This is a genomic window from Streptomyces abyssomicinicus (assembly GCF_008974245.1).
Classification (GTDB): domain Bacteria; phylum Actinomycetota; class Actinomycetes; order Streptomycetales; family Streptomycetaceae; genus Streptomyces; species Streptomyces abyssomicinicus.
In genome coordinates, this window is the sequence record NZ_BBZI01000007.1 from 63,545 (window position 1) to 87,716 (window position 24,172).

General features: G+C 71.4%; 21 protein-coding genes. 9 read left to right on the top strand and 12 right to left on the bottom strand.

Features of this window, described 5'->3' with window-relative positions; genetic code table 11:
• Positions 1 to 159: 159 nt before the first annotated feature.
• The 3 genes from GBN72_RS13815 (at position 160) to GBN72_RS13820 (ending at position 3,282) form a co-directional block, all read left to right on the top strand.
• Entirely contained in the window at positions 160 to 1,422 is a 1,263-nt protein-coding gene (locus GBN72_RS13815; RefSeq protein ID WP_246212479.1) for a nucleotide sugar dehydrogenase, read from the top strand.
• Positions 1,423 to 1,637: 215 nt separating this feature from the next.
• Positions 1,638 to 1,805, top strand: a complete 168-nt coding sequence (locus GBN72_RS34100) for a hypothetical protein (RefSeq protein ID WP_164540622.1) — start codon at positions 1,638 to 1,640, stop codon at positions 1,803 to 1,805.
• A 67-nt stretch (positions 1,806 to 1,872) separates the two neighbouring features.
• Complete coding sequence (locus GBN72_RS13820; protein ID WP_151772090.1) at positions 1,873 to 3,282, top strand: glycosyltransferase; 1,410 nt, start codon at positions 1,873 to 1,875, stop codon at positions 3,280 to 3,282.
• Positions 3,283 to 3,369: 87 nt separating this feature from the next.
• Here GBN72_RS13820 and GBN72_RS13825 read toward each other — a convergent pair whose 3' ends face one another.
• The 4 genes from GBN72_RS13825 to GBN72_RS13840 form a co-directional block, all read right to left on the bottom strand.
• Complete coding sequence (locus tag GBN72_RS13825; protein WP_151772091.1) at positions 3,370 to 4,527, bottom strand: acyl-CoA dehydrogenase family protein; 1,158 nt, start codon at positions 4,525 to 4,527, stop codon at positions 3,370 to 3,372.
• Between the two features lie 115 nt (positions 4,528 to 4,642).
• On the bottom strand, positions 4,643 to 5,836 hold the full coding sequence (locus GBN72_RS13830; RefSeq protein WP_151772092.1) for an acetyl-CoA acetyltransferase: 1,194 nt from the start codon (positions 5,834 to 5,836) through the stop codon (positions 4,643 to 4,645).
• The gene (locus tag GBN72_RS13835) at positions 5,833 to 7,275 is read right to left on the bottom strand and encodes an OB-fold domain-containing protein (RefSeq protein ID WP_151772093.1); all 1,443 of its coding nucleotides are present in this window, start codon (positions 7,273 to 7,275) and stop codon (positions 5,833 to 5,835) included. The genes GBN72_RS13830 and GBN72_RS13835 overlap by 4 nt, the downstream gene beginning before the upstream one ends.
• Positions 7,276 to 7,528: 253 nt before the next feature.
• Positions 7,529 to 9,073, bottom strand: a complete 1,545-nt coding sequence (locus GBN72_RS13840) for an AMP-binding protein (RefSeq protein WP_151772094.1) — start codon at positions 9,071 to 9,073, stop codon at positions 7,529 to 7,531.
• Between the two features lie 655 nt (positions 9,074 to 9,728).
• Between GBN72_RS13840 and GBN72_RS13845 the strand changes: the two genes are divergently transcribed.
• The 5 genes from GBN72_RS13845 to GBN72_RS13865 all read left to right on the top strand — a co-directional run bounded on the left by GBN72_RS13845 (position 9,729) and on the right by GBN72_RS13865 (position 13,732).
• The gene (locus GBN72_RS13845; protein ID WP_151772095.1) at positions 9,729 to 10,925 is read left to right on the top strand and encodes a lipid-transfer protein; all 1,197 of its coding nucleotides are present in this window, start codon (positions 9,729 to 9,731) and stop codon (positions 10,923 to 10,925) included.
• A gap of 6 nt (positions 10,926 to 10,931) precedes the next feature.
• Entirely contained in the window at positions 10,932 to 11,387 is a 456-nt protein-coding gene (locus GBN72_RS13850) for a MaoC family dehydratase N-terminal domain-containing protein (RefSeq protein WP_151772096.1), read from the top strand.
• Positions 11,387 to 11,758, top strand: a complete 372-nt coding sequence (locus GBN72_RS13855; RefSeq protein ID WP_151772097.1) for a MaoC/PaaZ C-terminal domain-containing protein — start codon at positions 11,387 to 11,389, stop codon at positions 11,756 to 11,758. The genes GBN72_RS13850 and GBN72_RS13855 overlap by 1 nt, the downstream gene beginning before the upstream one ends.
• Before the next feature lie 139 nt (positions 11,759 to 11,897).
• Complete coding sequence (locus tag GBN72_RS13860) at positions 11,898 to 13,052, top strand: CaiB/BaiF CoA transferase family protein (protein WP_151772098.1); 1,155 nt, start codon at positions 11,898 to 11,900, stop codon at positions 13,050 to 13,052.
• Positions 13,053 to 13,210: 158 nt separating this feature from the next.
• Positions 13,211 to 13,732 carry a PaaI family thioesterase gene (locus GBN72_RS13865; protein WP_151772099.1) on the top strand — a complete coding sequence of 174 codons (522 nt, stop codon included), beginning with the start codon at positions 13,211 to 13,213 and terminating at the stop codon, positions 13,730 to 13,732.
• 21 nt (positions 13,733 to 13,753) lie between these two features.
• Here the strand turns inward: GBN72_RS13865 and GBN72_RS13870 are convergent, their stop codons facing one another.
• From GBN72_RS13870 to GBN72_RS13905, 8 genes are all read right to left on the bottom strand, one after another.
• On the bottom strand, positions 13,754 to 14,956 hold the full coding sequence (locus tag GBN72_RS13870) for a TetR/AcrR family transcriptional regulator (RefSeq protein WP_151772100.1): 1,203 nt from the start codon (positions 14,954 to 14,956) through the stop codon (positions 13,754 to 13,756).
• Positions 14,957 to 15,086: 130 nt separating this feature from the next.
• Positions 15,087 to 16,247 (bottom strand): thiolase family protein, encoded by a 1,161-nt coding sequence (locus GBN72_RS13875; RefSeq protein ID WP_151772101.1) that lies wholly within the window; start codon positions 16,245 to 16,247, stop codon positions 15,087 to 15,089.
• A gap of 78 nt (positions 16,248 to 16,325) precedes the next feature.
• On the bottom strand, positions 16,326 to 17,081 hold the full coding sequence (locus tag GBN72_RS13880; RefSeq protein WP_151772102.1) for a 3-hydroxyacyl-CoA dehydrogenase: 756 nt from the start codon (positions 17,079 to 17,081) through the stop codon (positions 16,326 to 16,328).
• Positions 17,082 to 17,154: 73 nt separating this feature from the next.
• Positions 17,155 to 18,309 (bottom strand): CaiB/BaiF CoA transferase family protein, encoded by a 1,155-nt coding sequence (locus GBN72_RS13885; protein ID WP_151772103.1) that lies wholly within the window; start codon positions 18,307 to 18,309, stop codon positions 17,155 to 17,157.
• Complete coding sequence (locus GBN72_RS13890) at positions 18,306 to 19,106, bottom strand: crotonase/enoyl-CoA hydratase family protein (RefSeq protein WP_151772104.1); 801 nt, start codon at positions 19,104 to 19,106, stop codon at positions 18,306 to 18,308. The genes GBN72_RS13885 and GBN72_RS13890 overlap by 4 nt, the downstream gene beginning before the upstream one ends.
• A 61-nt stretch (positions 19,107 to 19,167) precedes the next feature.
• Positions 19,168 to 20,244: an alcohol dehydrogenase catalytic domain-containing protein gene (locus tag GBN72_RS13895; RefSeq protein ID WP_151772105.1), complete on the bottom strand. Its 1,077-nt coding sequence runs from the start codon at positions 20,242 to 20,244 to the stop codon at positions 19,168 to 19,170.
• A 70-nt stretch (positions 20,245 to 20,314) separates the two neighbouring features.
• Complete coding sequence (locus GBN72_RS13900; RefSeq protein ID WP_151772106.1) at positions 20,315 to 21,766, bottom strand: aldehyde dehydrogenase; 1,452 nt, start codon at positions 21,764 to 21,766, stop codon at positions 20,315 to 20,317.
• 239 nt (positions 21,767 to 22,005) lie between these two features.
• Positions 22,006 to 22,932: an SDR family oxidoreductase gene (locus tag GBN72_RS13905; protein WP_151772107.1), complete on the bottom strand. Its 927-nt coding sequence runs from the start codon at positions 22,930 to 22,932 to the stop codon at positions 22,006 to 22,008.
• 150 nt (positions 22,933 to 23,082) lie between these two features.
• On the opposite strand from GBN72_RS13905, the gene GBN72_RS13910 reads away from it, so the two are divergent.
• Complete coding sequence (locus tag GBN72_RS13910; RefSeq protein ID WP_151772108.1) at positions 23,083 to 24,042, top strand: LysR family transcriptional regulator; 960 nt, start codon at positions 23,083 to 23,085, stop codon at positions 24,040 to 24,042.
• Positions 24,043 to 24,172: the final 130 nt, after the last annotated feature.

A 24,172-nucleotide genomic window follows, 5' to 3' on the forward strand; every position in this document is an offset into this window, starting at 1 on the left:
CTCCTCGCGGCGGCTCGCACGGGTACTCCTCGTTGTGCCGCGTGGCGCACAACCGGTTGTCCGCGCCCTTGTCTATTTTTGTGCGTGTTTCCGACGTGGGGGACGACTGCCCCAGGGGTGGTCCTCCGGCTTTCCCCGATCACGGCAGGACGGAGCGCTGTGGAGCAATCGACGCGGGTTCTGGTGGCAGGTCAGGGTTACGTGGGTCTGCCCTTGGCGATGGCGGCGGTGGACGCCGGGCACCATGTGGTCGCTTTCGAACCCGACCCGCGGCGCTGCCTGCGACTGCGCGAGGCGGACTCCTATGTGGAGGACGTCCCGTCCGGGCGGCTGAAGGCAGCGCTCGGCAGTGGACGTTACCTGCCGGTTGCCGAGTCCGGCGCGCTCCTCCCGGACTGGGACATCGCCGTCATCGCCGTGCCGACCCCGCTCAAGGACCGGACGCCCGACCTCAGCCACGTCCGCGATGCGGGTGCCGTGACCGGCCGTGGACTGCGCCGCGGACGGAACCAGACCGTGGTCCTGGAATCCACCACCCACCCGGGCACGACCCGGGACGTCCTCGTCCCGATCCTGGAAGGTGCGTCGGGCCTGGTGGCCGGGGAGGACTTCCACGTCGGCTTCAGCCCCGAGCGCATCGACCCGGGCAATACGCGGTGGACGTTCGCCAACACGCCCAAGGTGGTTGCCGGTCTGACGCCGGCGTGCACCGAGCGAGTGGGGGCCTTCTACCGAACCGTCACCGCGACGGTGCACGAAGCGGCCTCTCTGGAGAGCGCGGAACTGGCCAAGATCCTGGAGAACACCTTCCGGCACGTCAACATCGCCCTGGTCAACGAGATGGCGCGGTTGGCGCACACTCTCGGCATCGACGTCTGGGACGCGTTGCGGCTCGCTGGTACCAAGCCGTTCGGCTTCATGACGTTCACCCCCGGCCCCGGCGTCGGGGGTCACTGCCTGCCCGTTGACCCTGTCTACCTCAGCCATCACGTCAGGACGAGTCTCGGCCAGTCGTTCCGTTTCGTCGAACTCGCCCAGGACATCAACGAGGAGCAGCCCGGCTATGTGGCGCAACGGCTCCAGGACGGGCTGAACGCCCGGGGGAAGCCCTTGAACGGATGTGCGATCGCCGCACTCGGCCTGTCGTACAAGGCCGGCACCGCCGACGTGCGCCAGAGTCCCGCCCGGGCCGTCGTCGACATCCTGCGGGCCAAGGGCGCCACCGTCGACGTGGTCGACCCACATGTCGCCGGGACGGAACCGGGAGTCATGAGCGAGATGAGCCCCGCCGGCGACTACGACGCCGTGGTCGTCCTCACCCCGCACCCGGAATTCGATCTGGAGAAGATCGTCGGCGAGGCCGCCTACCTCCTGGACGCCCGAGGCGTCGCACCGCCGGGCCCCGTCGTCGAATACCTCTGAACCGCGTTCTGCGCCGGGAGCCGGACCATGGGCGGGGTAGCCCACCTGGACCCCGGTCCCCTCCCGATGGGGTGAACTCACCTGCCAGGACGGCCAGTCGCGGCCCGGGCGGGGAACTTTTGGTACGGGACGGTCGGCCCGACCGGTCCTGATGACGCCCAAGTGGCCCCGCACCGGACAGGTGCGCGCAGCGCGAAAGCGAAGGAGCGTATGTCATGTCGGAGGGACAACTGGCGAGGACCGGTCTGGGGATCGGCACCGTGGCGGTCTTCGGGATGACGGTCGACGGCCTGTGGGTACTCGCCGCTGCCGCCGCTCTGGTCCTCACCGGAGTCGTCCTGCTGCGGTGCACCTGGCGGCGCGGACGCCCCGCGGGCGAGTGAGAGTCCCGACCCCACCGATGTGCCCTCACTCACCCGCCTGCCGTGCACCTCGTGAAGGGGCCCTGCCGTGACCCGCATCACCCCCGCCACAGCGCTGCGCCGCCGCGTCCTGGTGATCACGACCCTTGCCGCTCTGCTGCTGGGCTACTTCCTGCTGCGGCGCGTGGATGCCTTCGTGGTCCTGAGTGACGGCGGACGCCCTCCGTTCGTGTTCCTCTACACGCTGACCTGTGCGTGGGTCCTCTGGCAGACCGTCCTCGCCTACACCGAGCGCCCTTATCGGGCCTCTCCCGACCAGCAACGCCTTCTGGATGCGGCTCACGTCGCCGTCCTGATTCCCCTCTACAACGAGGACCCGGCCCTGCTGCGGCGCTCACTGCAGTCCCTGTTGGACCAGAGCCGACTGCCGGACACAGTGAGCGTCACCGACGACGGCAGCACCGTCGACTACACCGCCGAACGGGACTGGTTCTCCGCGGCGGCCGCCGGCGTCGGAGTCCGTGTGGTCTGGCGACGCACCGAGAACCGGGGCAAGCGCCACGCCCAGGTCACGGCCGTCGGTGCCGCTCCTGACGCCCAGTACCTCCTGACGATCGACTCCGACACCGAACTCGACCCGCGCGCGCTCCAGGAGATCCTGCAGCCCTTCGGCGACCCGCGGGTGCAGTCGGTCGCCGCCGTCGTCCTGTCCGCCAACGCGCACAGGAACTGGCTGACCCGGCTCTTCGATCTGCACGCCGTCAGCTGGCAGCTCACCGAACGCTCCGCGCAGTCCGTGCTGGGCTCCGTCATGGTCAACACCGGTGCCTGCGCCGCCTACCGTGCCTCCGTGCTCCGGGACCACGCCGTTTCCTACGTGGGCGAGACCTTCATGGGACGCCCCGTCGTGTTGTCCGACGACTCCATGCTGACCCTGTTGGCCGGCCTCCGAGGCAGGACCGTCCAGCAACCCACCGCCTTCGCCCGCGCCACCATGCCCGAGCGGCTCAGCCACCACCTACGGCAGCAGGTCCGTTGGATGCGCGGCTCCTGGATCCGCTCCTTCTGGCGCGTCCGCTACCTGCCCGCCACCAGCTACGCCTTCATCCACCAGGCCCTCAGTTGGTTCCTCACCCTTTCCACCGTCGCCGTCCTCGCCTGGATCGTTCTCTTCCAGGTCACCGGCCCCGGCGGCCCGCTCTGGCCCCTGCTGCTCGGACCGCTGCTCTACGGCTACCTCACCAGCCTTCCCTACTTGGCGATCCGCCGCGACGACGAACCCCTGCGCACACGGCTCCTCGTCTTCGCCTGCACCCCCCTGGCCGTCGTGTGGAGGGGCACCGTTCTGCGCTTCATGCGGTGGTACGGCCTGGCCACCTGCGCCCGCACCGGGTGGGGTACCCGCGAGAGGATCGAGGTCTTCGCGGACCGCTCCTCCCACCTGCCCGCTCCTCGCCCCCTGCAGCACGCCGCAGCCCCGGAAGCGGCGGCCGACTGAGCCGGCACTTCCAGGGCCGCGGCGGTCAGCCTGGAACGCCGGCCCGGTCCAGGACGGCGGATGTCGGGGTCCTCGCCGTGGGGAGGGCTACAGACCGAGGTCCTTGGCGATGACGGACTTCATGACCTCACTGGTGCCGCCGTAGATCCGGGCCACCCGGGTGTCGGCGTACAGGCGGGCGATCGGGTACTCCAGCATGTAGCCGTAACCTCCGTGCAGCTGGAGGCACTTGTCGATGACGCGGCCGGCCACCTCGGTGGCGAAGAGCTTGACCTTGGCCGCGTCGGCGACCGTCAGCTCACCGGCGTCGTGCAGTTCGACGGCCCGGTCGGCCATCGCCTGCAGCGCCTCCACCTCGGTGGCGCACTCGGCGAGCACGAACTTGGTGTTCTGGAACGAGGCCACCGGCTTGCCGAACACCGTTCGCTGCTTGGTGTAGTCCTTGGCGAACCCGATCGCCGCCGCCGCGGTGGCGGTGGCGGTCAGCGCGATGGTGAGCCGCTCGCGGACCAGGTTCTCGCCCAGGTAGAAGAAGCCTTGGCCCTCTTCTCCGAGGAGGTTTTCGACGGGCACCTTGACGTCGGTGAACGACAGTTCCCCGGTGTCCTGGGCGCGCAGGCCGAGCTTCTCCAGCTTGCGCCCGACCGCGAAACCCTCACTGCGGGCGTCGACGTTCAGGATGGACAGGCCCACCCGGCGGTTGTCCGCGGGGGCGGGGGAGGTGCGGCAGACCACCAGCACCCGGTCGGCGAGTACGCCGCCGGTGATGAAGGTCTTGGAGCCGTTGAGGATCCAGTGGGTGCCGTCCGGCGACAGCCGGGCGGTGGTCTGCATGCCGGCCAGGTCGGATCCCGTGCCGGGCTCGGTCATGGCGATCGCGTACATCTGCTCGCCGGAGATGAAGGACGGCAGCCACTCGCGCTTCTGCCGCTCGGTGCCGTAGCGCAGCAGATAGCCCAGGCAGAGACTGGGGTGCACGTAGGAGCCGCCGAAGGTGACGGCCGCGCGGGCGGTCTCCTCGGCGACGATCGCCTCGTACTTGACGCTGGTCTCGCCCGCGCCGCCGTATTCTTCGGGTGCCTCGATGCCGAAGACGCCCAACTCGCCGAGCTTGAGGTAGAAGTCGCGCGGAGGGTGGCCGGTCTGCTCCCAGTCCGCGTAGTACGGGGTGACCTCGTTGGCGATGAACTCCCGCAGGGTCTGACGGAATGCCTCGTGGTCCTGGTTGTAGAGGGTGCGGCGCACGGTGGTCCCTTTCGGTGGCGCGGTCGTGGCCCCGGCGGCGGTACGTTGCCGGGGCCACGGGGGAGGGGAAGGCCCGGCGCGAGTGCGCCGGACCGTGGGAGGAAGGAAAGGGCGGTCAGCCCAGCTCGGAGCCGACGACGGAGACGAACGAGACGCAGTCGCCCGGGCCGCCGCCCAGGTTCTGGGTCATGCCGTAGCCCTTGTCCTTGATCTTGATCTGACGTTCGGCCGGGGCCTCGCCGCGCAACTGGAGCCAGCACTCGAAGAGCATCCGCAGACCGGACGCTCCGATCGGGTGGCCGAAGCTCTTCAGCCCGCCGTCCGGGTTGACCGGCAGTTCGCCGGTGAGGTCGAAGACGCCGTCACGGCAGTCCTGCCAGCCCTTGCCCCGCCCGGAGAAGCCCAGGTCCTCCATCAGCACCACCTCGGTGGGGGTGAAGCAGTCGTGGACCTCGGCCATGGACAGCTCCGCGCGCGGGTCGGTGACACCTGCCTGGGCGTAGGCGTCCTTCGCCGAGCGCACCGCCTCCTCGAAGGTGGTGTAGTCGTAGTCCGGGTCGATCGGCCCGTTGCCGGGTCCGGCCACCATCGACAGCGCCTTCACGTACAGGGGCTTGTCGGTGTACTTGTGGGCGTCCTCGGCGCGCACCACGATCGCCGCCGCCGAACCGTCGGAGACGCCGGAGCAGTCGAAGACGCCCAGTTCGCCGGCGACCTTGAGGGACCTGGCGATGGTCTCCCTGGGGACCTCCTTCTGGAAGGCGGCACGGGGGTTGCGGGCGCCGTTGTAATGGTTCTTCCACGCGACCCGGGTCATGACCTCCTTGAAGTCGTCCAGGCTGACGCCGTACTTCGCGCAGTACGCGGGGGCGAGCAGGGAGAACCGCGCGGGTGCGGTCAGTTGCCCCATCGTGCCGTCGTGGGCGGGCATGGTCTTGACCAGGCCGGAGTAGCCGGAGTCCTTCAGCTTCTCCACGCCGATCGCCATCGCCACGTCGTACGCGCCGGAAGCCACGGCGTAGCAGGCGTTGCGGAACGCCTCGGAGCCCGTCGCGCAGAAGTTCTCCACCCGGCTCACCGGGCGGTAGTCGGTCTTCAGCGCGGTGGACAGCGTCATGCCACCCCAGCCGGAGGCTGCGGTGCCCAGCCAGTAGGCGTCCACCGCCGGCTTGTCGAGGCCGGCCGATTCCAGAGCCTGGGTCGCGGAGTCGACCAGCATGTCCGCGACCGAGAGGTCCCAGTGCTCGCCGAAGGGGGTGCACCCCATACCGACGATGGCGACCTTGTCCTTGATGCCGTGCGAGCTCATGCCTGCTCCCCCTCAGCGGTTGCGGAGACCGGACGGGCCTTCCAGAAGTAGTTGTGGATGCCGCCGGAGGTGTAGAGGCGGCGGAAGGTCATCTCGACGCGGGTGCCCACCTCCAGCGTCGCCGGGTCGGCGTCGGTGAGCTCACAGGTGAAGCGGCCGCCGCCGTCGAAGTCGATCACGGCCAGGACGACCGGCGGAGCCATGGAGAAGGCCAGGTGGTCCACGGTGTACGTGGCGACGGTGCCGCGGACGTCGGCGAGACGTTCGTCCGTCATCCGGTCGTGTGCCTCGCAGGAGACGCAGACCCGTTGCGGCGGCAGGTGGCGGGTACCGCAGGCGCACACGCTGCCGGTGAACGCGAACTTCCAGTCTCCCAGGCGGTGGGACGGCGGGGCAGTGGCCCGGTCCGGTTCGGGACGGCGCGGGGACTCCCGGTCCAGGTGGCCGCGCCAGGTGAGGAACGAGGCGTACGGCACGTCCGCGTGGCCGGAGGCGATCCGCGCTGCGACGCCCCGGGCCGGCCGGTGGGCGGCGAGCGCGCCGGTGGTGCGGAACAGCAGGACGTCGGCGCCGTCGGCCAGCACCACCAAGGCGATGACGCGGTCGGCCTCGGCATCGTCCAGCACCGAGGCGAGCAGCAGACCCGGGTGAGCGGCCCCGGTGTTGCCGACGGTGGCGTCCAGGGTGTCCGCCATCTTCTCCCGGCCGATCCCCGCGGTCCTGGGGAAGGAACGGACCGCTCGGGCATGGGTGCCGGTGACGACGACGTGGTCGAGGTCGGCAGTGGTCAGCCCGGTCGCCTTCAGCGCGGCGGTGAGGGCCCGCTCGCCCATCGGCAGGTAGGCGTTCTCACCGAAGCGCTCCTCCCAGACCCGGGAAGACAGCTCTTCCGGCAGCCGCCACCGGTCGAGGAACTCGTCGCTCGCGGAGCCGCCGCCCAGGTACTCGGCGAGCAGGGGGGCGGCTGTGTCGCCCGGGCGCGCCGCTCCGACGACGAAGGCGGCTCCCGCGTCGCCGCCGTCACGCTCGTCGCCCGAACCGGGAAGCCCGGTGCGGATGTCGGAGCAGACCACCAGGTCCGGCCCGTCACCGCGCAGGCCGGCCAGCAGCGCGGCTGTGCCCGAGCGGACGGCGCCGGTCATGTCGGCGGCGAGCACGTCGTGGCCCAGGCCCAGCGCGGCACTGATCGCGGTGGCGTTGGTCTTGTCCCGGTACGCGGGCTCTGTGGTCGCGAAGAAGACCGAACGCGGGGCGAGTGCACGTCCCGCCAGAGCGGCACGGGCCGCCTCGACACCGAGGGAGGTGGTGTCCTCGTCGTAGGAGGCGACAGCGCGGGTGCCCTTGCCTCCGCCGTTGCCCAGAGCGGCGCCGATCGCGGAACGCCGCAGTCGCCAGTGGGGCAGGTAGGCGCCGTAGGCGAGGATTCCGCGCCCGCTCATGTCAGAGGGCCGATCAGTGTGGAAGGCATGATGCCGTCTCCTCGTTCTCGAAGCAGAAGATGAGGTTGGTGGTGTGGTGGCGCGCCGACGTACCGGGTGGAACACCGGCACGCGATCGGTGAGCCGGTGCGGACGGGGCCGGGTGTACGGTCCTCGACGCGGCCGGGAGTCGGCGACGCCGTCCCGTTACGGGCGTGCGAGGGCCCCGGCGGAGCCGTTTCGCGTTCCCGGGCCGTGAGGCACGGCCCGGACGTCAGACTCCGGCTCCGGTCGTTCCGGCGAGGTATTCCTCACGCATCCGCAGGCGGCTCAACTTGCCGGAGGCGGTACGGGGCAGGTGCTCGCGGAACTCGACGGCCCGCGGGCACTTGTACTTGGCGAGCCGCTCCCGGCAGTGCGCGATGAGCTCCTCCGCCAGCTCCGGACCCGGCTCCCGGCCGGCGACGGGCTCCACCAACGCGGTCACCCGCTGACCCCATTCCTCGTCGGGCGTCCCGATCACCACGGCGTCGGCGACCGCCGGGTGCTCCAGCAGGGCCCCTTCGATCTCGGCCGGGTAGATGTTCACCCCGCCCGAGATGATCAGGTCGGTGCGCCGGTCGCAGAGGAAGAGCCAGCCGTCCTCGTCGAGGTAGCCGATGTCACCGGAGACGAACCAGTCCCCGTGCGGGACGAGGGCTCCGTCGGCGGAGCGGTTGTACGAGAACGCCGAGCCGCCGCGGGTCGCGATCAGTCCCGGGGCCCCCGCCGGCATCACACGGCCCGAGTCGTCCTGGATGCGCAGCTCCACACCGGCGCGTGCCCTGCCGACCGTGCCGGGGCGGGCCAGCCACTCGTCGGAGAAGGCCCGCGTGACCAGGCTGTTCTCGCTGGCGCCGTAGAACTCCATGATCACCGGGCCCATCCAGTCGATCATCGCGCGCTTGACGGCCTGCGGGCACGGGGCGGCGGAGTGGATGATCAGCTCCAGCGAGGAGACGTCGTATCCGGCCCGTTCGCGCTCGGACAGCTTGAGCAGGCGCTGGAACATGGTCGGCACCATGAACGAGTGGGTGATCCGGTACCGCTGGACGAGATCCAGGGCCCGATGCGGGTCGAAGCCCTGACCCAGCACCAGTCGGTGACCGGCGTGGAGGGCGGAGACGCTCATGGAGTTCGGCGCGGCGTGGTACAGCGGCCCCAGCGTCAACGTCACTCCGCCCTTGTCCATGCCGAGCAGCGTGACGTTGGCGCGCGCGGCTCCGACGGCCAGGTCGGGGTCGACCCCGGCCAGAGGGCGGCGGATGCCCTTGGGGTGACCGGTGGTGCCGGAGCTGTAGACCATGACGGCGCCGGCGGTGCGTTCGTCCGGCCGTTCGGCGGATCCTTCCTCCAGTTCTTCCAGTGCCGTGAACCCGGGGACGGCGCCCACGCAGAACCGGGCGTCCGGCGCGATCCCGGCCTCGTCCGCGGCCTCGCGCGCCACGTCGGCGATCCCCGCCTCGGTGACGAGCAGGCGGGCCTCGCAGTCGCCGAGGATGTACGCGCACTCCCCGGCGGTCAGGTGACGGTTGACCGGTACGAAGTGCAGGCCGACCTGGAAGGCCGCCAGTTGCACGGCGAGAAGTTCGGGGACGTTGGGCAGCAGCGCGGCGACGGTCTCGCCCACCTTCAGCCCCCGGTTCCGCAGGCCCCGGCCGAGCCGGTTGGCGCGCGCGGCGAGTTCCCCGTAGGTGACGGTCGCGCCGGTCTCGGCGCTGATCACGGCGATGCGATCAGGGCTCGCCTCGGCCTGGGCCCAGAATCCGAACGTGTCCATCAGGCGAACGTCCCTTCGGTGCGTGAGAAGTGTGACGGCTCGGTTTGGCGAGGGATGTCCCCCGGTGGCGTCTCCGGCGGTGGCGGGGTGCGCCGCGCCGCTCGTCCGGGGCCACGGGCACCGTTGCCGCCGTTCACCATCGGATGGCCGGCCGTCGGCAGGGCGCCCTGGGCCTACGACCGGGGTCGACGCGCGAGGAGGGTCGCGAGGATCGCCCCAGCGGCCGTCAAGTAAATGTGCATTCGGTAGAACAAGGGGACTGCATCATCGTCGCGCTGACCGTGTCAAGGGTTTCCGGTCGCCTTCACAGCATTGACGCCGACGGTGTCCAGCCTGTGCACCCTCCTTGCTGAGGCTGCTTCTTTGCATGTGCCGCACGTCACGCAGTCAAGGGCGGCCTCCGGGTGAGGTGGGGTGGAAGTGCTCTTGACTTGCCAGGCGGCGCGGAGTGAAAGTAAATGTCAAATAGTGACTGCGGCCTTCGTTTGGGGATGTGTGCGGGCAGTCGGTCCATCCCCCGGTTCCGTCGGCCCGATGACTTTTCGCTTCCGGTGACCTCGCGGCGCGCTTTCTCGACGCGTCCCGCCCCCGGCACGGAAGCCCGGAGGGCCCCACGGGAGTCGGACCCTCATGGCCAACCAAGGAGAGATCGCAAGTGAGCGGCAACGTGTATGTGGCCGGGGTCGGGATGATCCCGTTCATGAAACCTGGCCGGAGCGACACCTACGACGTCATGGGCGAGCGCGCGGTGCGCGCCGCCCTGGCCGACGCGGGCATCGGCTACGAACTCGTCCAGCAGGCGTACGCCGGCTACGTCTTCGGTGACTCCACCAGCGGCCAGGCCGCCATCTACGGGGTCGGCCTCACCGGCATCCCCGTCGTCAACGTCAACAACAACTGCGCCAGCGGTTCCTCCGCCCTATGGCTCGCCCGGCAGGCCGTCGCCTCGGGCGTGGTCGACTGCGTGCTCGCCGTCGGCTTCGAGCAGATGCAGGCGGGCGCGCTGGGCAACAACAAGCTCCAGGACCGCCCCCCGTCGATGAAGCGCAGCCTGGACGCGATGGCCGGCCTCCAGAGCTGGCAGGACGGCGCCCCAGGCGCCGCCCAGCTCTTCGGCGGCGCCGGCCAGGCCTACCTCGACAGGTACGGCGTCTCCAACGACCTGTTCGCCAAGATCGCGGTGAAGTCCCGCAGGCACGCGGCGAACAACCCCTACGCCGTCTTCCGCAGCCCGATCACCGAGGAAGAGGTGCTGGCCTCGGCCCACCAGTTCGGTCCTCTGACGAAGCTGATGTGCTGCCCGCCGACCTGCGGGGCCGCCGCCGCGGTCATCGTCAGTGAGGACTTCGCCCGCCGTCACGGTCTGCGGACCGACGTCCGGATCGCCGCCCAGGAGTTGACCACCGACTTCGCCGGGGTCTTCGACGAGGACACCGACATGATCAAGGTGGTCGGCTGGGACATGGCGAGGACCGCCGCCGAGCGGGTGTACGAGACCGCCGGCGTCGGCCCCGAGGACATCAAGGTCGTCGAGCTGCACGACTGCTTCACCAGTAATGAACTGATCAGCTACGAGTCGCTCGGCCTCACCCCCGAGGGCACCGCCGAGAAGTTCATCCTCGACGGCGACAACACCTACGGCGGCCGCGTCGTGGTCAACCCGTCCGGCGGCCTGATGTCCAAGGGGCACCCTCTGGGCGCGACCGGGCTGGCGCAGTGCGCGGAGCTGGTCTGGCAACTGCGCGGCCAGGCCGAGGCCCGCCAGGTCGAAGGCGACGTCCGCCACGCCCTCCAGCACAACCTGGGTCTCGGTGGCGCCTGCGTCGTGACCCTCTACGAGAAGGTGAACTGAGAATCCATGGCCATCGACAAGGACCTGATCGGGAAGCGGATCCCGAGCCACACGGTCGACATCGAGCGCGGGCAGCTGCGCTTCTTCGCCAAGGCCATCGGCGAGACCGACCCGGTGTACACCGACCCGGAGGCCGCGAGGGCCGCCGGCCACCGCGACCTGCTGATGCCGCCGACCTACCTGTTCTGCGCGGACAGCCGGCGCAGCGACGGCTTCGACATGGCGGCGTTCGCGGACATCGACGTCCGCCACGTCCTCCACGCCGAGCAGAGCTTCATCTACCACCGGCCGGTCCACGCCGGCGACTCGCTGACCTTCGAGGGCGTCGTCGAGGACATCGTCAGCAAGAAGGGTGGCGCGCTGGAGTTCCTCGTCCTGCTCATCGAGGTGCTCCGCGACGGCGAGCCCGTCGCGGAGGTCCGCAAGTCCCTGGCAGTCCGTGACCCGAAGGCCGGCAAGTGATGAAGCTCGAACTCCCCAGGATCACCCGCACCACCCTCGCCCTGTACGCGGGCGCCTCCGGCGACCACAACCCGATGCACATCGACATCGACGTGGCCAGGTCCGCGGGCATGGACGACGTCTTCGCCCACGGCATGCTCAACATGGCCTATCTGGGGCGGCTGCTGACGGCCAACTTCCCCCAGGAGAGGATCCGCTCCTTCAGCGTCCGGTTCAGCTCCATCACCCCGGTGCACGGCAGGCCGACCGCCACCGCCACCGTGGCCAAGGTCGAGGACGGGCTGACCCACCTCGACCTGACCATGACCCTCGAGGACGGCACCGTCACCCTCAAGGGCCAAGCGGTCGTCGAAGGCGACGTCGCCGCCTAGGTCCCCCTCCTCGACAGATCAAGCTCCCCGACAGATCAGGCCGGAGCGCCTGTGCCGGCCGACCCCGGCACAGGCGCTCCTCGCCGCCGCGGACGCCCGCAGTGTCCGTCGGCACCCACTCCGGAACGGAGACATCACGATGAACACCTCCCGGGCGGCCGGCCCACTCGCCGGCATTCGCGTTCTGGAACTCGGCGGCATCGGTCCTGGCCCCTTCACCGGCATGATGCTGGCCGACATGGGCGCCGAGGTCATCCGCGTGGAGCGCGCCGCAGGACAGCCCGAGCGTCACCCGGCCCTGCACCGCGGACGCAGGTCCATCGCCGTGAACCTCAAGAACCCCGAAGGCGTCGAGGCCGTCCGCAGGATCGCCGACGGCTGCGACGCCCTCATCGAGGGGTTCCGCCCCGGTGTCGCGGAGCGCCTAGGCCTCGGCCCGCAGGAGCTGCTGGCCCGCAACCCCAGACTGGTCTACGGCCGGATGACCGGCTGGGGCCAGGAAGGCCCCTGGGCACAGGCCCCCGGCCACGACATCAACTACCTCTCGCTGACCGGTGGCCTCCACGCCATCGGACCCAAGGACGGCGACCCCGTCCCGCCGCTCAACCTGGTCTCCGACTTCGGCGGTGGCGGCATGCTGCTGGCCTACGGCATCGCCTGCGCGCTGATCAGCGCCAGGACCACCGGCGAGGGGCAGGTCGTCGACGCGGCCATGACCGACGGCACGTCATTGCTGCTGGCCATGACCTTCGGCCTCCTCGGGCACGGCAGCTGGACCGAGGAGCGCGCGTCCAACATGCTCGACGGCGGCGCCCCCTTCTACCGCACCTACCGCTGCGCCGACGGCGGCCACGTGGCGGTCGGCTGCGTCGAGCCCCAGTTCTACGCCGAGATGCTGGACGTCCTCGGCCTCACCGGGGAAGCGGCCTTCGCCGGTCAGCTGGACCGCGCCCTGTGGCCGGCCCAGCACGCCCGGCTGGAGCAGATCTTCGCCACTCGCACACGCGACGACTGGGCCAAGCTGTTCGAGTCCACCCAGGCGTGCGTCACCCCGGTGCTCACCCTGTCCGAGGCCGCCCGCCACCGCCACAACGTGGCCCGCCACACCTTCACCGTCGAGGACGGGCAGATCCAGCCGATGCCGGCGCCGCGGTTCAGCGGCACCCCGACCTCGCTGCCGAAGCGTCCCACGGTGACCGGTGACGGCACCCGCGACGTGCTCGCCGACGCCGGTCTGACCGACGCGGAGATCGATGTGCTGGGCGCCTCCGGCGCGGTGGGCTGGGCCGGGTGACCGGTCGGCCCAGCTGTCCCGGGCCCTGAGAGCAGGCGCGTCCCCGCCGGTGCCGACGGGGGAACGTGCCGCGGTCGTCCCACGGGGCGGGTACCGCCGCACGGCCCACCGCGTCGCCCCGCCCCCGTACCCGTCCCGATGCCTCGAGAGGAACCCTCGTGCAGGTCGTCCCGATCGCCTCCGCCGCCGACGCCCCCACCCGTCCGACCGCCCCAGCGTCCGGCACGTCACCCGCCGGTGCCGCACCCGGCGCACCCACCGGGCTGGACGTGCTCCGGGAATACGTCGCTGCCCCCGAGCGGGTCGAGCAGCCCGTCGACCGACTGCTCGGCATCCGCCTGGTGGAGGTGGACCACGGCCGTGCCGTCGTGGAGATGCACGCCCGTGCCGACCTCCTCAACGGCCAAGGCGTGCTGCACGGCGGGATGTACGCCACCGCGCTGGACAGCGCGTGCGCCTCCGCCTCCTACTCCACCGTCTCCGCGGGCACCCGAATGGCCACCACCGACCTGACCGTGAAGTACCTGCGCCCCGCGGCGATCGAGACCGGGGCGCTGCGCTGCGAGGCGCGGGTGCTGCACCGAGGGCGCCGCAACATCGTGCTGGAGGCCCGGATGACCGACCCGACGGAGAGACTGCTCGCCTGTGCCTCCTGCACGATCATGATCGTGACGGACTGAGGCCGGCCGGCCGCCTCGTCCTCATCCTCGCCCGCGCCTCGCCGGCGCGGGGTCGAAGTCCAGCGCGTCCATGGCCAGGTCGGCCAGTACCTCGGCCGGGACGCCGTCCTCCAGCAGGAACGGCTTCCTGGAGGCGATGTTGACCAGGACCAGCGCGCCGCGCATCGCCACCGCAGCCTGGCCCTCCGACAGCTCGGGCCGCATACCGCGGAGCAGCGCCACGCACTCGAGGACGAAGCCGTTCCGGACGCGGAGCAGACGATCCCGCTGCTCCGGCGGAAGGAACGCGATCTCGGCGATCAGCAGCGGGGTGGCGCTCGTGCGCATCCCGGACAGCCTGGCGTAGGAGACCAGCACCGAGCGCAGTGCGTCACGGTGGGTGGGGCTCTCGGCCAGCGCGCGGGCGAGGACGAACTGCACCACCTCCGCCTCCCGGCGCAGCGCGGTGTCCAGGATCTCCGTCTTGCCCGCGAAGTGGTTGTAGATGCTCGGCCCGGTGATGCCGGCCGCGGAGCCGATCTCCTCCATGCCGACCTGCTGGAAACCACGCTGCTTGAACAGGGGGATGGCCGCGGTCAGCAGTGCCTCGCGGCGGCTGACGGGAGCGATCCCGATCCCCGTCGGCCGGGGGGCCGGGGTGAGCCGCTCGGGGCAGGGAACCACCGCGGACCGGTACAGCGCGGACGCCTGCGCGCGCAGCAACGCCTCGTACCGGGGCCGGGGCAGGGACACGTCGTGGTGGGAAGGGCTGGTCATCAGGGCCAGCGTGCACCAGGCGACCAGCAGGGCGGACTTCTCGTCGACCTCGGGGCGGCGCTCACGGAGGGCTTCGGCCAGGGCGTCCGCGTGGGCGCGGGTGCGCTCCAGCACGACGGTGCGGTCCTGCTCGGCGAGATTGCGGGTCTCCCGCTCCAGCAGCATCGGCAACGAGCGGTGGTCCAGGGCGAAGCCGACCACGGTGCGGGTCATGGTCTCCAGGTCACCGGCCTCGGCCAGCTGCGCCGCCAAGGCGTCCACACCGTCCAGCAGTACGCGGCTGAGCAGCTCCTGCTTGCCGCGGAAGTGCCGGTAGAGGGCCCCGGCGGTGATCCCGACCGCGCCGGCGATGTCCTCCATGGCGGTCGTGTGATAGCCCGAGCGGTGGAAGCACTCGGTCGCCGCGGCCAGGATCTGCGCCTTGCGGTCGGCGGGTCTCCTGGTCGGCGCCGCGTTCTTGATGCTCACCCGGCCACCTTACGGCCCTGCGCGACGGGCCTGACGTGGGACCGGGCGCCCGGCAGGGCACCCCGCGGCCACCGGACCGGAGCACCGGGGTGGTCGTGCCCCGGACCGGCGGCCACGCGCGTTCCGGAGGTCAGAGCAGCTCGAGGACCGTGGCGTTGGCCATGCCGCCGCCCTCGCACATCGCCTGCAGGCCGTACCGGATGCCGTTGTCCTTCATGTGGTGGACCAGTGTGGTCATCAACCGGGCACCGGAGCCGCCGAGGGGGTGGCCCAGGGCGATGGCACCGCCGTTGGGGTTCATGCGCTCGTAGTCGGCGCCGACCTGACGCTGCCAGCCCAGCGAGACGCAGGCGAACGCCTCGTTGATCTCGTAGGCGCCGATGTCGTCGATGGTGAGACCGGCGCGCCTGAGGGCCTTCTCGGTGGCCGGGACGGGCCCCTTGAGCATGGTGACGGGGTCGGTGCCGGTGACCACGGCGGTGTGGACGCGGGCCAGCGGGACCCAGCCGTGACGGGCGGCGATCTCGCTGGTGGTGACGAGCAGCGCGGCGGATCCGTCGGAGATCTGTGAGGCGTTGCCCGCGGAGATCACGCCGTCGGTCTTGAACGGGGTCCTGAGCTTGCCCAGGGCCTCCAGGGTGCCGCCGCGGCGGACGCCCTCGTCGGTGTCGACCACGGTGCCGTCGGGCAGGGTGACCGGGGCGATCTGGCCCGTGAAACGGCCCTCGTCGACGGCCCGGGCGGCGCGGGCATGGGAGTCCAGGGCGTGCTGGTCCAGCTCCTCGCGTGTCAGGCCCCACTCCTCGGCGATCATCTCGGCGCCGACGCCCTGGTCGAACTCGACGCCGCCGTACCGGGCGAGGGCGAGCGGACCGTAGGGCCGGCCCAGACGTTCGTCACCGGAGGGCGAACCCATGGGGACGCGGGACATGGACTCCACGCCGCCCGCGACGGCGATGTCGTACTGCCCGGAGATGACACCGGCGGCGGCGAAGTGGACGGCCTGCTGGGAGGAGCCGCACTGCCGGTCGATCGTCAGACCCGGGACGTGCTCGGGCCAGCCGGCGCCGAGAACGGCGTAGCGGCCGATCGCGGCGGTCTGCTCGCCGACCTGGGAGACACAGCCCCAGATGACGTCGTCGACCAGTGCCGGGTCGAGGCCGGTGCGCTCCTGCAGCGAGCGCAGGACGTGCGCGGACAGGTCCGCGGGGTGCACGTCGGACAGGGCGCCACCGGGCTTCCCCCTGCCGATGGGCGTACGGATGGCGTCGACGACGACTGCGTCACGCATGGAACATCTCTCCTTGCCGGGGCGCGCGCCGTGCGGGCGGTGCGCCGTGTCTGGTGGAAGCCGCGTCGGCGGAGCCGCTCAACGGGGGGCCATGCGGATGGCGCCGTCGAGGCGGATGACCTCGCCGTTGAGCATGGCGTTGTGGACGACGTGCTCGGCCAGCGCGGCGAACTCGTCGGGGTTTCCGAGGCGGGCCGGGTGCGGGACCTGCGCGCCGAGCGCGGCCCGGACGTCCTCGGGAAGACCGGCCAGCAGCGGTGTCTCGAAGGTGCCGGGCGCGATGGTGACCACGCGGATCTTCAGGTTCGCCAGGTCGCGGGCGATCGGCAGGGTCATGCCGACGATGGCGCCCTTGGAGGCGCTGTAGGCGGCCTGGCCGATCTGGCCGTCGTAGGCGGCCACCGACGAGGTGTTGACGATCACGCCGCGCTCGCCACCCGTCTCCTCGTTCCGGGCCATCTCGGCGGCGGCCAGTCGCAGGACGTTGAAGCTGCCGATCAGGTTGACCTCGACGACGGTCCGGAACAGCTCCAGCGGGTGCGGCCCCTCCTTGGACACCGTGCGGCGGGCCGGTCCGACGCCGGCGCAGTTGACGGCGACGCGCAGCGGTGCGATGCCGGCGGCCGCGGCGACGGCCGCGGCGGCGTCCTCCTCGCGTGTGACGTCCCCGGGGACGAAGGTGGCGCCGATCTCCTCGGCGACGGCCTCGCCGCCGGAGCGGGGCAGGTCGAGCAGGACGACCGCGGCGCCGCCGGCGATCAGCCGCTCGGCGGTGGCCCGGCCCAGGCCCGAGGCGCCGCCGGTGACGACGGCGGAAACTCCGTTGGTCTGCATGGGAAATCTTCTCCTTGTGGGGCGGTTTGCGGGGCGGTGCGCCCGGTGGGTCCCGGGCGCTGGGTCCGGCCGGTCAGCGCACGGCGCCGAGCGCCCGCAGGCGTGCGATGCGGTCCTCGGGCAGTCCGGCCTCGGCCAGGACCTGGCCGGTGTGTGCGCCGATCACCGGGGCGGGGGCCGGTGCGGCGGCCGGGGTGCCGGAGAACCGCGGCGCGGGGGCCGGCTCCGGAACGCCGTGGGCGCTGTCGAGGTAGGTGCCCCGGGCGGTGTTGTGGGGATGGAGCGGGGCTTCCAGCAGCGAGAGGACGGGAGCGACGCAGGCGTCGCGGCCCTCGAACTCCTCGGCCCACTCGTCCCGGGTACGGGTGGCGAACAGCGCGGTGAGCCTGTCCCTCATCACCGGCCACCTGGCCCGGTCGTTCTGTCCGGCGAAGTCCGGGTCGCCGGTCAGGCCGAGGACGTCCAGCATCTCGGCGTAGAACTGGGGCTCGATCGGACCCACCGACATGTGCTTGCCGTCCGCGGTGCCGTAGACGCCGTAGTAGGGGGCGCCGCCGTCGAGCATGTTGGAGGCCCTTCGGTCCTGCCACTCGCCCCGTGCCAGGTAGCCGAACGTCATCGCCAGCAGGGCGGCCGAGCCGTCGGTCATGGCGGCGTCGACGACCTGGCCACGGCCGGTCGTCCGGGCACTGATCACGGCGGAGAGGATGCCCAGGGCGAGCAGCATGCCGCCGCCGCCGAAGTCGCCGACCAGGTTGAGCGGGACCACGGGAGCCTCGGACGGGCCCACCGCGTGGAGCGCGCCGGTCAGCGAGATGTAGTTGATGTCGTGGCCGGCCCGGTCGGCGAGGGGGCCGTGCTGACCCCAGCCGGTCATCCGCCCGTAGACCAGGCGGGGGTTGTGGGCCGTCAGATCGTCCGGTCCCAGGCCCAGGCGTTCGGCGACGCCGGGGCGGAAGCCCTCGAAGACGGCGTCGGCCCTCGCGGCCAGGACGCGCACCACTTCGGCGCCGTCAGGGTGCTTCAGGTCCACGGTGACGGAGCGGCGGTTTCGGTGGAGCACCGGCATGTCGTTGGGCTGCCCGGCGCGGGCCGGACGGTCGACGCGGACGACCTCCGCGCCGAGGTCCGCCAGCAGCATCCCGCAGAACGGACCGGGGCCGATGCCGCCCAGCTCGATGATCCTCACTCCCGCCAGGGGGCCGGGGGCGGGCGTTGCGGCGGTCATCGGCCGGTCCATTGCGGCGGGCGCTTCTCGGCGAAGGCACGGGGGCCTTCCCGGGCGTCGTCGGAGGCGAAGACCGGGTCGGTGATCTCGCGCATCCGGTCCCACCGCCGGTCGGCCGGCCAGTCCTCGCACTCGGTGATGACGCGCTTGCCCGCCAGGACGGCGAGCGGGCCGTTGGCGGCGATCTCCGAGGCCAGAGCCAAGGCGCCCTCCAGCGCGCCGCCGTGCCCGGTGAGGCGGTTGACCAGGCCGAAGGTGTGCGCCCGGGCGGCGTCCAGGGAGTTCCCGGTGAGCGCCAGTTCCATCGCCACACGGTGCGGGATCAGTTTGGGCAGCCGGGTCAGACCACCTGCGGCCGCGACCAGGCCGCGCCTGACCTCCGGGATGCCGAAGGTGGCGTCCTCGGCGGCGACCACCAGGTCGCAGGCGAGGGCCAGTTCGCAGCCGCCGGCCAGCGCGTAGCCCTCGACGGCCGCGATCAGCGGCTTGCGGGGCGGGGTTTCGGTCAGACCCGCCAGCCCCCGGCCCTCGATCAAGGGGGTCTCGCCCCGCAGGAATGCCTTGAGGTCCATGCCGGAGCAGAAGGTGCCGCCCGCGCCGGTCAGCACGCCGATGCGCATGTCGTCGCGCCGGTCCAGCTCACGGAGTGCCTCGTCGACGGCCTCGGCGACCCGCCGGTTCAGGGCGTTGAACGCCTTCGGCCGGTTGATGGTGATGACGAGGATGCCGTCCGCGCGGAACTCGGTCAGAACCTCGTCCGCCGGGTCGGCCGACGGGGCAGGGGGCGCATCGGTCACTGCAGGTGCTCCTGGGGATGGGAGGGGGAGGCGAGGACGGACGGGTCGACGCGTCGTGGGGTCAGAACTCGACGACGGTGCGCACCGCGTCACCGGTCTTCATGAGGTCGAAGCCCTTGTTGATGTCGTCCAGGAACGAGCGGCCGGTGATCATCGAGCCGAGGTCGAGCCGACCGTCCCGCCAGAGGTCGACCAGCCGGGACATGAAGCGCGGAACGTCGGTGCCGCCGTACGTGGAGGCCAGCACCCGCTTGCCCTGGCCGGCGAAGGCGCGCAGGGAGAGCGGGAGGACCTCCTGCGCACCGCCGATGCCGACCACGGTCATGGTGCCGCCCCGGCGGACCAGGTCGTAGGCGGCCTGAGCGGTGGCGGAACGGCCGACCACCTCGAAGGTGTGGTCGAAACCTCGGCCGCCGGTCAGCTCGGCCATCGTGTCCTTGGCCTCCTCGGGCGAGACCGCCGCCGTGGCGCCGTACGAGCCGACCAGCGCGCGCTTGGCGGCGCTCGGGTCGATCGCCACGATCTGCTCCGCGCCGGCCAGCCTCGCGCCCATGACGGCGGCGATGCCGACACCGCCGCAGCCCACCACCGCCACCGTGGATCCCTTCTCGACCCGGGCGGTGTTCAGGACGGCGCCGACGCCGGTGGTGACGCCGCAGCCGATCAGCGCGGCGATGTCGAACGGGACGTCCTCGGCGACCTTGACCACGCTCTGGTGGGGCAGCACCACTTCCTCGGCGAAGGTGCCGCACCCCAGCAGGCCGAACACCGGCTCGCCGTCCTCGGTGAAGTTCGGAGTGGCCGAGGCGCCCATCGCGATGGACATGCACATGTTGCCCTCGCCGTTGGCGCAGTCCGGGCAGGCGCCGCAGGGAGGCATGAAGTTGACGATGACCCGGTCGCCGGGAGCCACCGAGGTGACGCCCTCACCGACCTCCACGATCTCGCCGGCACCTTCATGGCCGGGCACGAACGGCGCGGGGAGGCCGAGCAGGCCGTTCATCGCGCTGAGGTCGGAATGGCACAGTCCGGTGGCGCGGATGCGCACCTTGACCTGGCCGGCGCCGGTGGCGACGGTCTCCAGGTGGTCGACGACGTCGAGCGGGGCGCCGAACTCGCGCAGTACTGCGGCACGCATGGGGGTACTCCTGAAATCTGCTGGGAAATCGCTGTGGTCGGGGGTGGGGATACGGCGGGCGGTGCGCGCTTCAGTGCCTGGCGCCGTTGAGGATGGCCTTGATCTCCAGGAACGCCTTCAGCCCCTCGGGGCCCAGCTCACGGCCGATGCCGGACTTCTTGTAGCCGCCGAACGGGATGTTGAAGGAGGCTCCGTGGCCGTTGATGCCGACGTTGCCGGTGCGCATCCGGTCGGCGATGCCGCGGGCGCGCGCGTGGTCGGCGCCCCAGACGCTGCCGGACAGCCCGTAGTCGGAGTCGTTGGCGATCCGCACGGCGTCGTCGTCGTCCTCGAAGGGGATGACCACGACGACCGGGCCGAAGATCTCCTCACGGGCGATGGTCATGGAGTTGTCGACGTCTGCGAAGAGGGTCGGCTCGACGTACCAGCCCCTGTCCAGCCCCGTCGGGCGGCCGCCGCCGGTGACCAGGCGGGCGCCCTCGGAGATGCCCCTGGCGATGTAGCTCTCGACCCGGTCGCGCTGACGCCGTGAGACCAGGGGGCCGACGACCGTCTCGGGGTCGAGCGGGTCGCCGACCCTCCAGCCCCGGAACAGCGTGGCCAGCTTCTCGACGACCTCGTCGTAGCGGGAACGCTGCACCAGCACCCGGGTCATCGAGACGCACACCTGACCGTTGTTGGGGATCAGATGGGGGGCCAGCGCCGGGAGGACCTCGTCGAGGTCGGCGTCCTCCATGACGATCGCTGCGGACTTCCCGCCCAGCTCCAGGGTGACGCGGGTCAGGTTGGCCGCGGCGGCCGCCATGACGGCCTGGCCGCCCGCGACCGATCCGGTGAAGCCGATCTTGTCGATTCCGGGGTGTCGCGACAGGTGGGCCGACGGGCCGCGGTCGGCGACCAGCACCGACAGCACGCCCTCCGGCAGTTCCGCCTCGGCGGCGGCCTCCGCGAGGATGTACGAGGAGAGCGCGTTCTCCGGCGACACCTTCAGGATGGCGGTGCAGCCCGCCACCAGCGCGGGGGCCAGTTTGTTCATGCCGATGAAGTACGGGGCGTTCCACGCCACGATCGCGGCGACCACGCCGACCGGCTCGTGGCGTACCACGACCGGACCCACGATGCCCTGCTCCTCGCGCTCCCAGGCGAAGTCGGGGGCCATGGTCAGGTAGTAGTCCAGCGCACCGAGCGGGGCGCCGGCCTGGGCGCGCACCGACCAGGTGATCGGAGAGCCCACCTCGCGGGACAGCTGGGCGCCGACCTCCTGCATCCGGGCGGCGTAGCACTCCCGGAAGCGGCGCAGCACCGCGATCCGCTCGGGCAGAGCCATGCGCGGCCACGGACCCTCGTCGAAGGCCCTGCGTGCGGCGGCCACCGCGCGGTCGATGTCCTCGGGCCGGGCCTCGGGCACCCGGGCGACGACCTCTTCGGTCACCGGCGACACCACGTCGAGGGTGTGGTCGGTCGCCGGGTCGACGAAGGCGCCGCCGATGAAGATCTTGTCCTTGATCCGGACCTCTGACATGAGGGTGGCTCCTGGTGAAGGAGAGGCCGGCCCGCCGTCGCGTGTGCGGGCGGGGCGGCCTCGGGTTGCGGCACCGCTGCGACCGGTGACGCTGTCGCGTCAGGTGATCGGAGCCGAGCGGTTCCCGGTCTTCGGGAACGACTGACAAGTTAATGAGTATTAGTTTTTGTGTCCAGGTTTCGTCGACCTCGCCGTACGGTCCGACGTGACGGCGCCGGACGTGCCGGCGCCGTCGGCCGTCACTTCTTGCCCATGGCCTCGGCGTGCTTGCCGGTGACCTTGGTCTGCGGCGTGGCGGGCATGTGGGTGGTGGCCTCCGCCAGCTCGTCGATCCCCCACCGATGGTCGGCGGCGACCTCGTCTACCACGGTCCAGCCCTGGTAGAGGCCGACCTGGCCGCCCATGGTGCGGAACACCTGGCCGGAGAACCTGCAGTCGCCGGTGGCGAGCATGGCGACCAGAGGCGAGATGTTGGCCGGGTCCCACTCGTCGAAGGCGCTGCCCTGGGTGGAGCGCATGATGTCGCCCAGGCCCGGAGTGGCCTCGGTGAGGCGGGTGCGGGCCACCGGCGCGATGCAGTTGGCGCGGACGTGGTAGCGCTCGAGCTCCTTGGCGGAGATCACCGTCATGGCGGCGATACCGGCCTTGGCGGAGGCGTAGTTGACCTGGCCCGGGTTGCCGTGGAGGCCGGACCCGGAGGTCGTGTTGACGATGGCCCGGTCCACCTCGACGCCGGCCTTGGCCTGCTCGCGCCAGTAGGCGGCGGCGTGCCGGGTGACGGCGAAGGTGCCCTTGAGATGGACGGCGACGACGAGGTCGAACTCCTCCTCGCTCATGTTGACCAGGACGCGGTCGCGCAGGATGCCGGCGTTGTTGACGACCACGTGGAGGTCGCCGAAGGTGTCCACGGCCGTCCGCACCAGGCGCTCGGCGCCGGCCCAGTCGGTGACGCTGTCGGTGTTGGCCACGGCCTCGCCGCCGAGGGCCGTGATCTCGTCCACCACGGCCTGCGCGGCGCTGATGTCGGCGCCGTCGCCGTTCGGCGCGCCGCCCAGGTCGTTGACGACGACCTTGGCGCCTTCCCGGGCGAAGAGCAGTGCGTGCTCACGGCCAACGCCGCGGCCACCGCCGGTGATGATCGCGACGCGACCGTCGAGGGTTCCCATCAGTGGATCTCCTTGCTCAGTGCAGCCACCACGCCGTCGGCGGGTGGTGAAGAAGGTGTCGGCCCGCGCAGGCCCGCCCATCGACACGGTAGGTCGGCCGAAGTCAGAAGTAAATCGCCATTCTTCTTCGGGGGGTGTTAAGTAGAGGTTATGGACCGCCGTCACCTGACCCACTTCCTCGCCGTCGTCGAGCACGGAGGGATCTCCGGAGCGGCCCGGAAGCTCCGGGTGAGCCAGCCCGCCGTCTCACAGACGATCAAGGACCTGGAGCGCGACCTGGGCACCCGGCTCTTCCACCGCGAGCCCCGGCTCACCCTCACCCCGGCGGGCCGGGCACTGGTCGGGCCCGCACGGCGCATCCTGCGCTCCTTCGAGTCGGCCCGGGCGGCGGTGCACGAGGTCGACGATCTGGCCACCGGCCGACTGGACATCGCGGTGGTTCCCGGCCTCGGACTGGACCCGGTGGTTCCCCTGGTCACCCGGTTCCGCACCCGGCACCCCGGAGTGCTCGTCGCCCTGCACGAGGCCGCCTACGGTCCGGACGGCTTCGAAGCGCTGCGCCGGGCCGACGCCGAGCTGCTGGTGAGCGACCACCCCGCGCCGTACGCCAAGCACGAAGCCGTGCCGCTGGGGCTCCAGGAACTGTTCGCCGTCTTCCCACCGCACACCGAGGGCCTGCCCGACCGGCCGCTGCGCGTCGCCGACGTGGTGAGGCACCCGTGGGTGGCTCAGCTTCCCCACCGCTCGCAGCTTGGCGTATGGTTCGCCTCGGTTGTGGCAGCCGAGCGGCTGCCCCCGCCCACCGTTGTCGTGGAAACCGCGCACCGCGACACCATCGTTCCGCTCGTTCTGGCCGGAGCAGGGATGGCTCTGCTGCCCGCTCCGGTGGCCGCGGCGGCCAAGCGCCATGGCGCGCAGGTCCGCCCGCTGGCCTTCAACCTGCCCAACCCCTGCCACCTCTTCCACCGCCGTGGGCCGCTGACGTCCGCCGCGCTGGCCTTCGTCGCGCTGGCCCAGGACGCCGTGCCCCCCGGTGCCGGACGACCGTCCGCCGCCACGAACGGCAGCCGTTCCTCCGGCGGACCCGGAGGCGCCGGGGGAGCGGGCTGACCTGACAACGAGCGGCAGAGCGGGGCCGGACCACGGCCCCGCACTCGCAGCACCCACGACCCGGCAAGGCCGCCTGCGGCACCGCACGGGCGGGTGCGGCCGGCCCCCGGCGACTCCGTGAAGGAGAGCC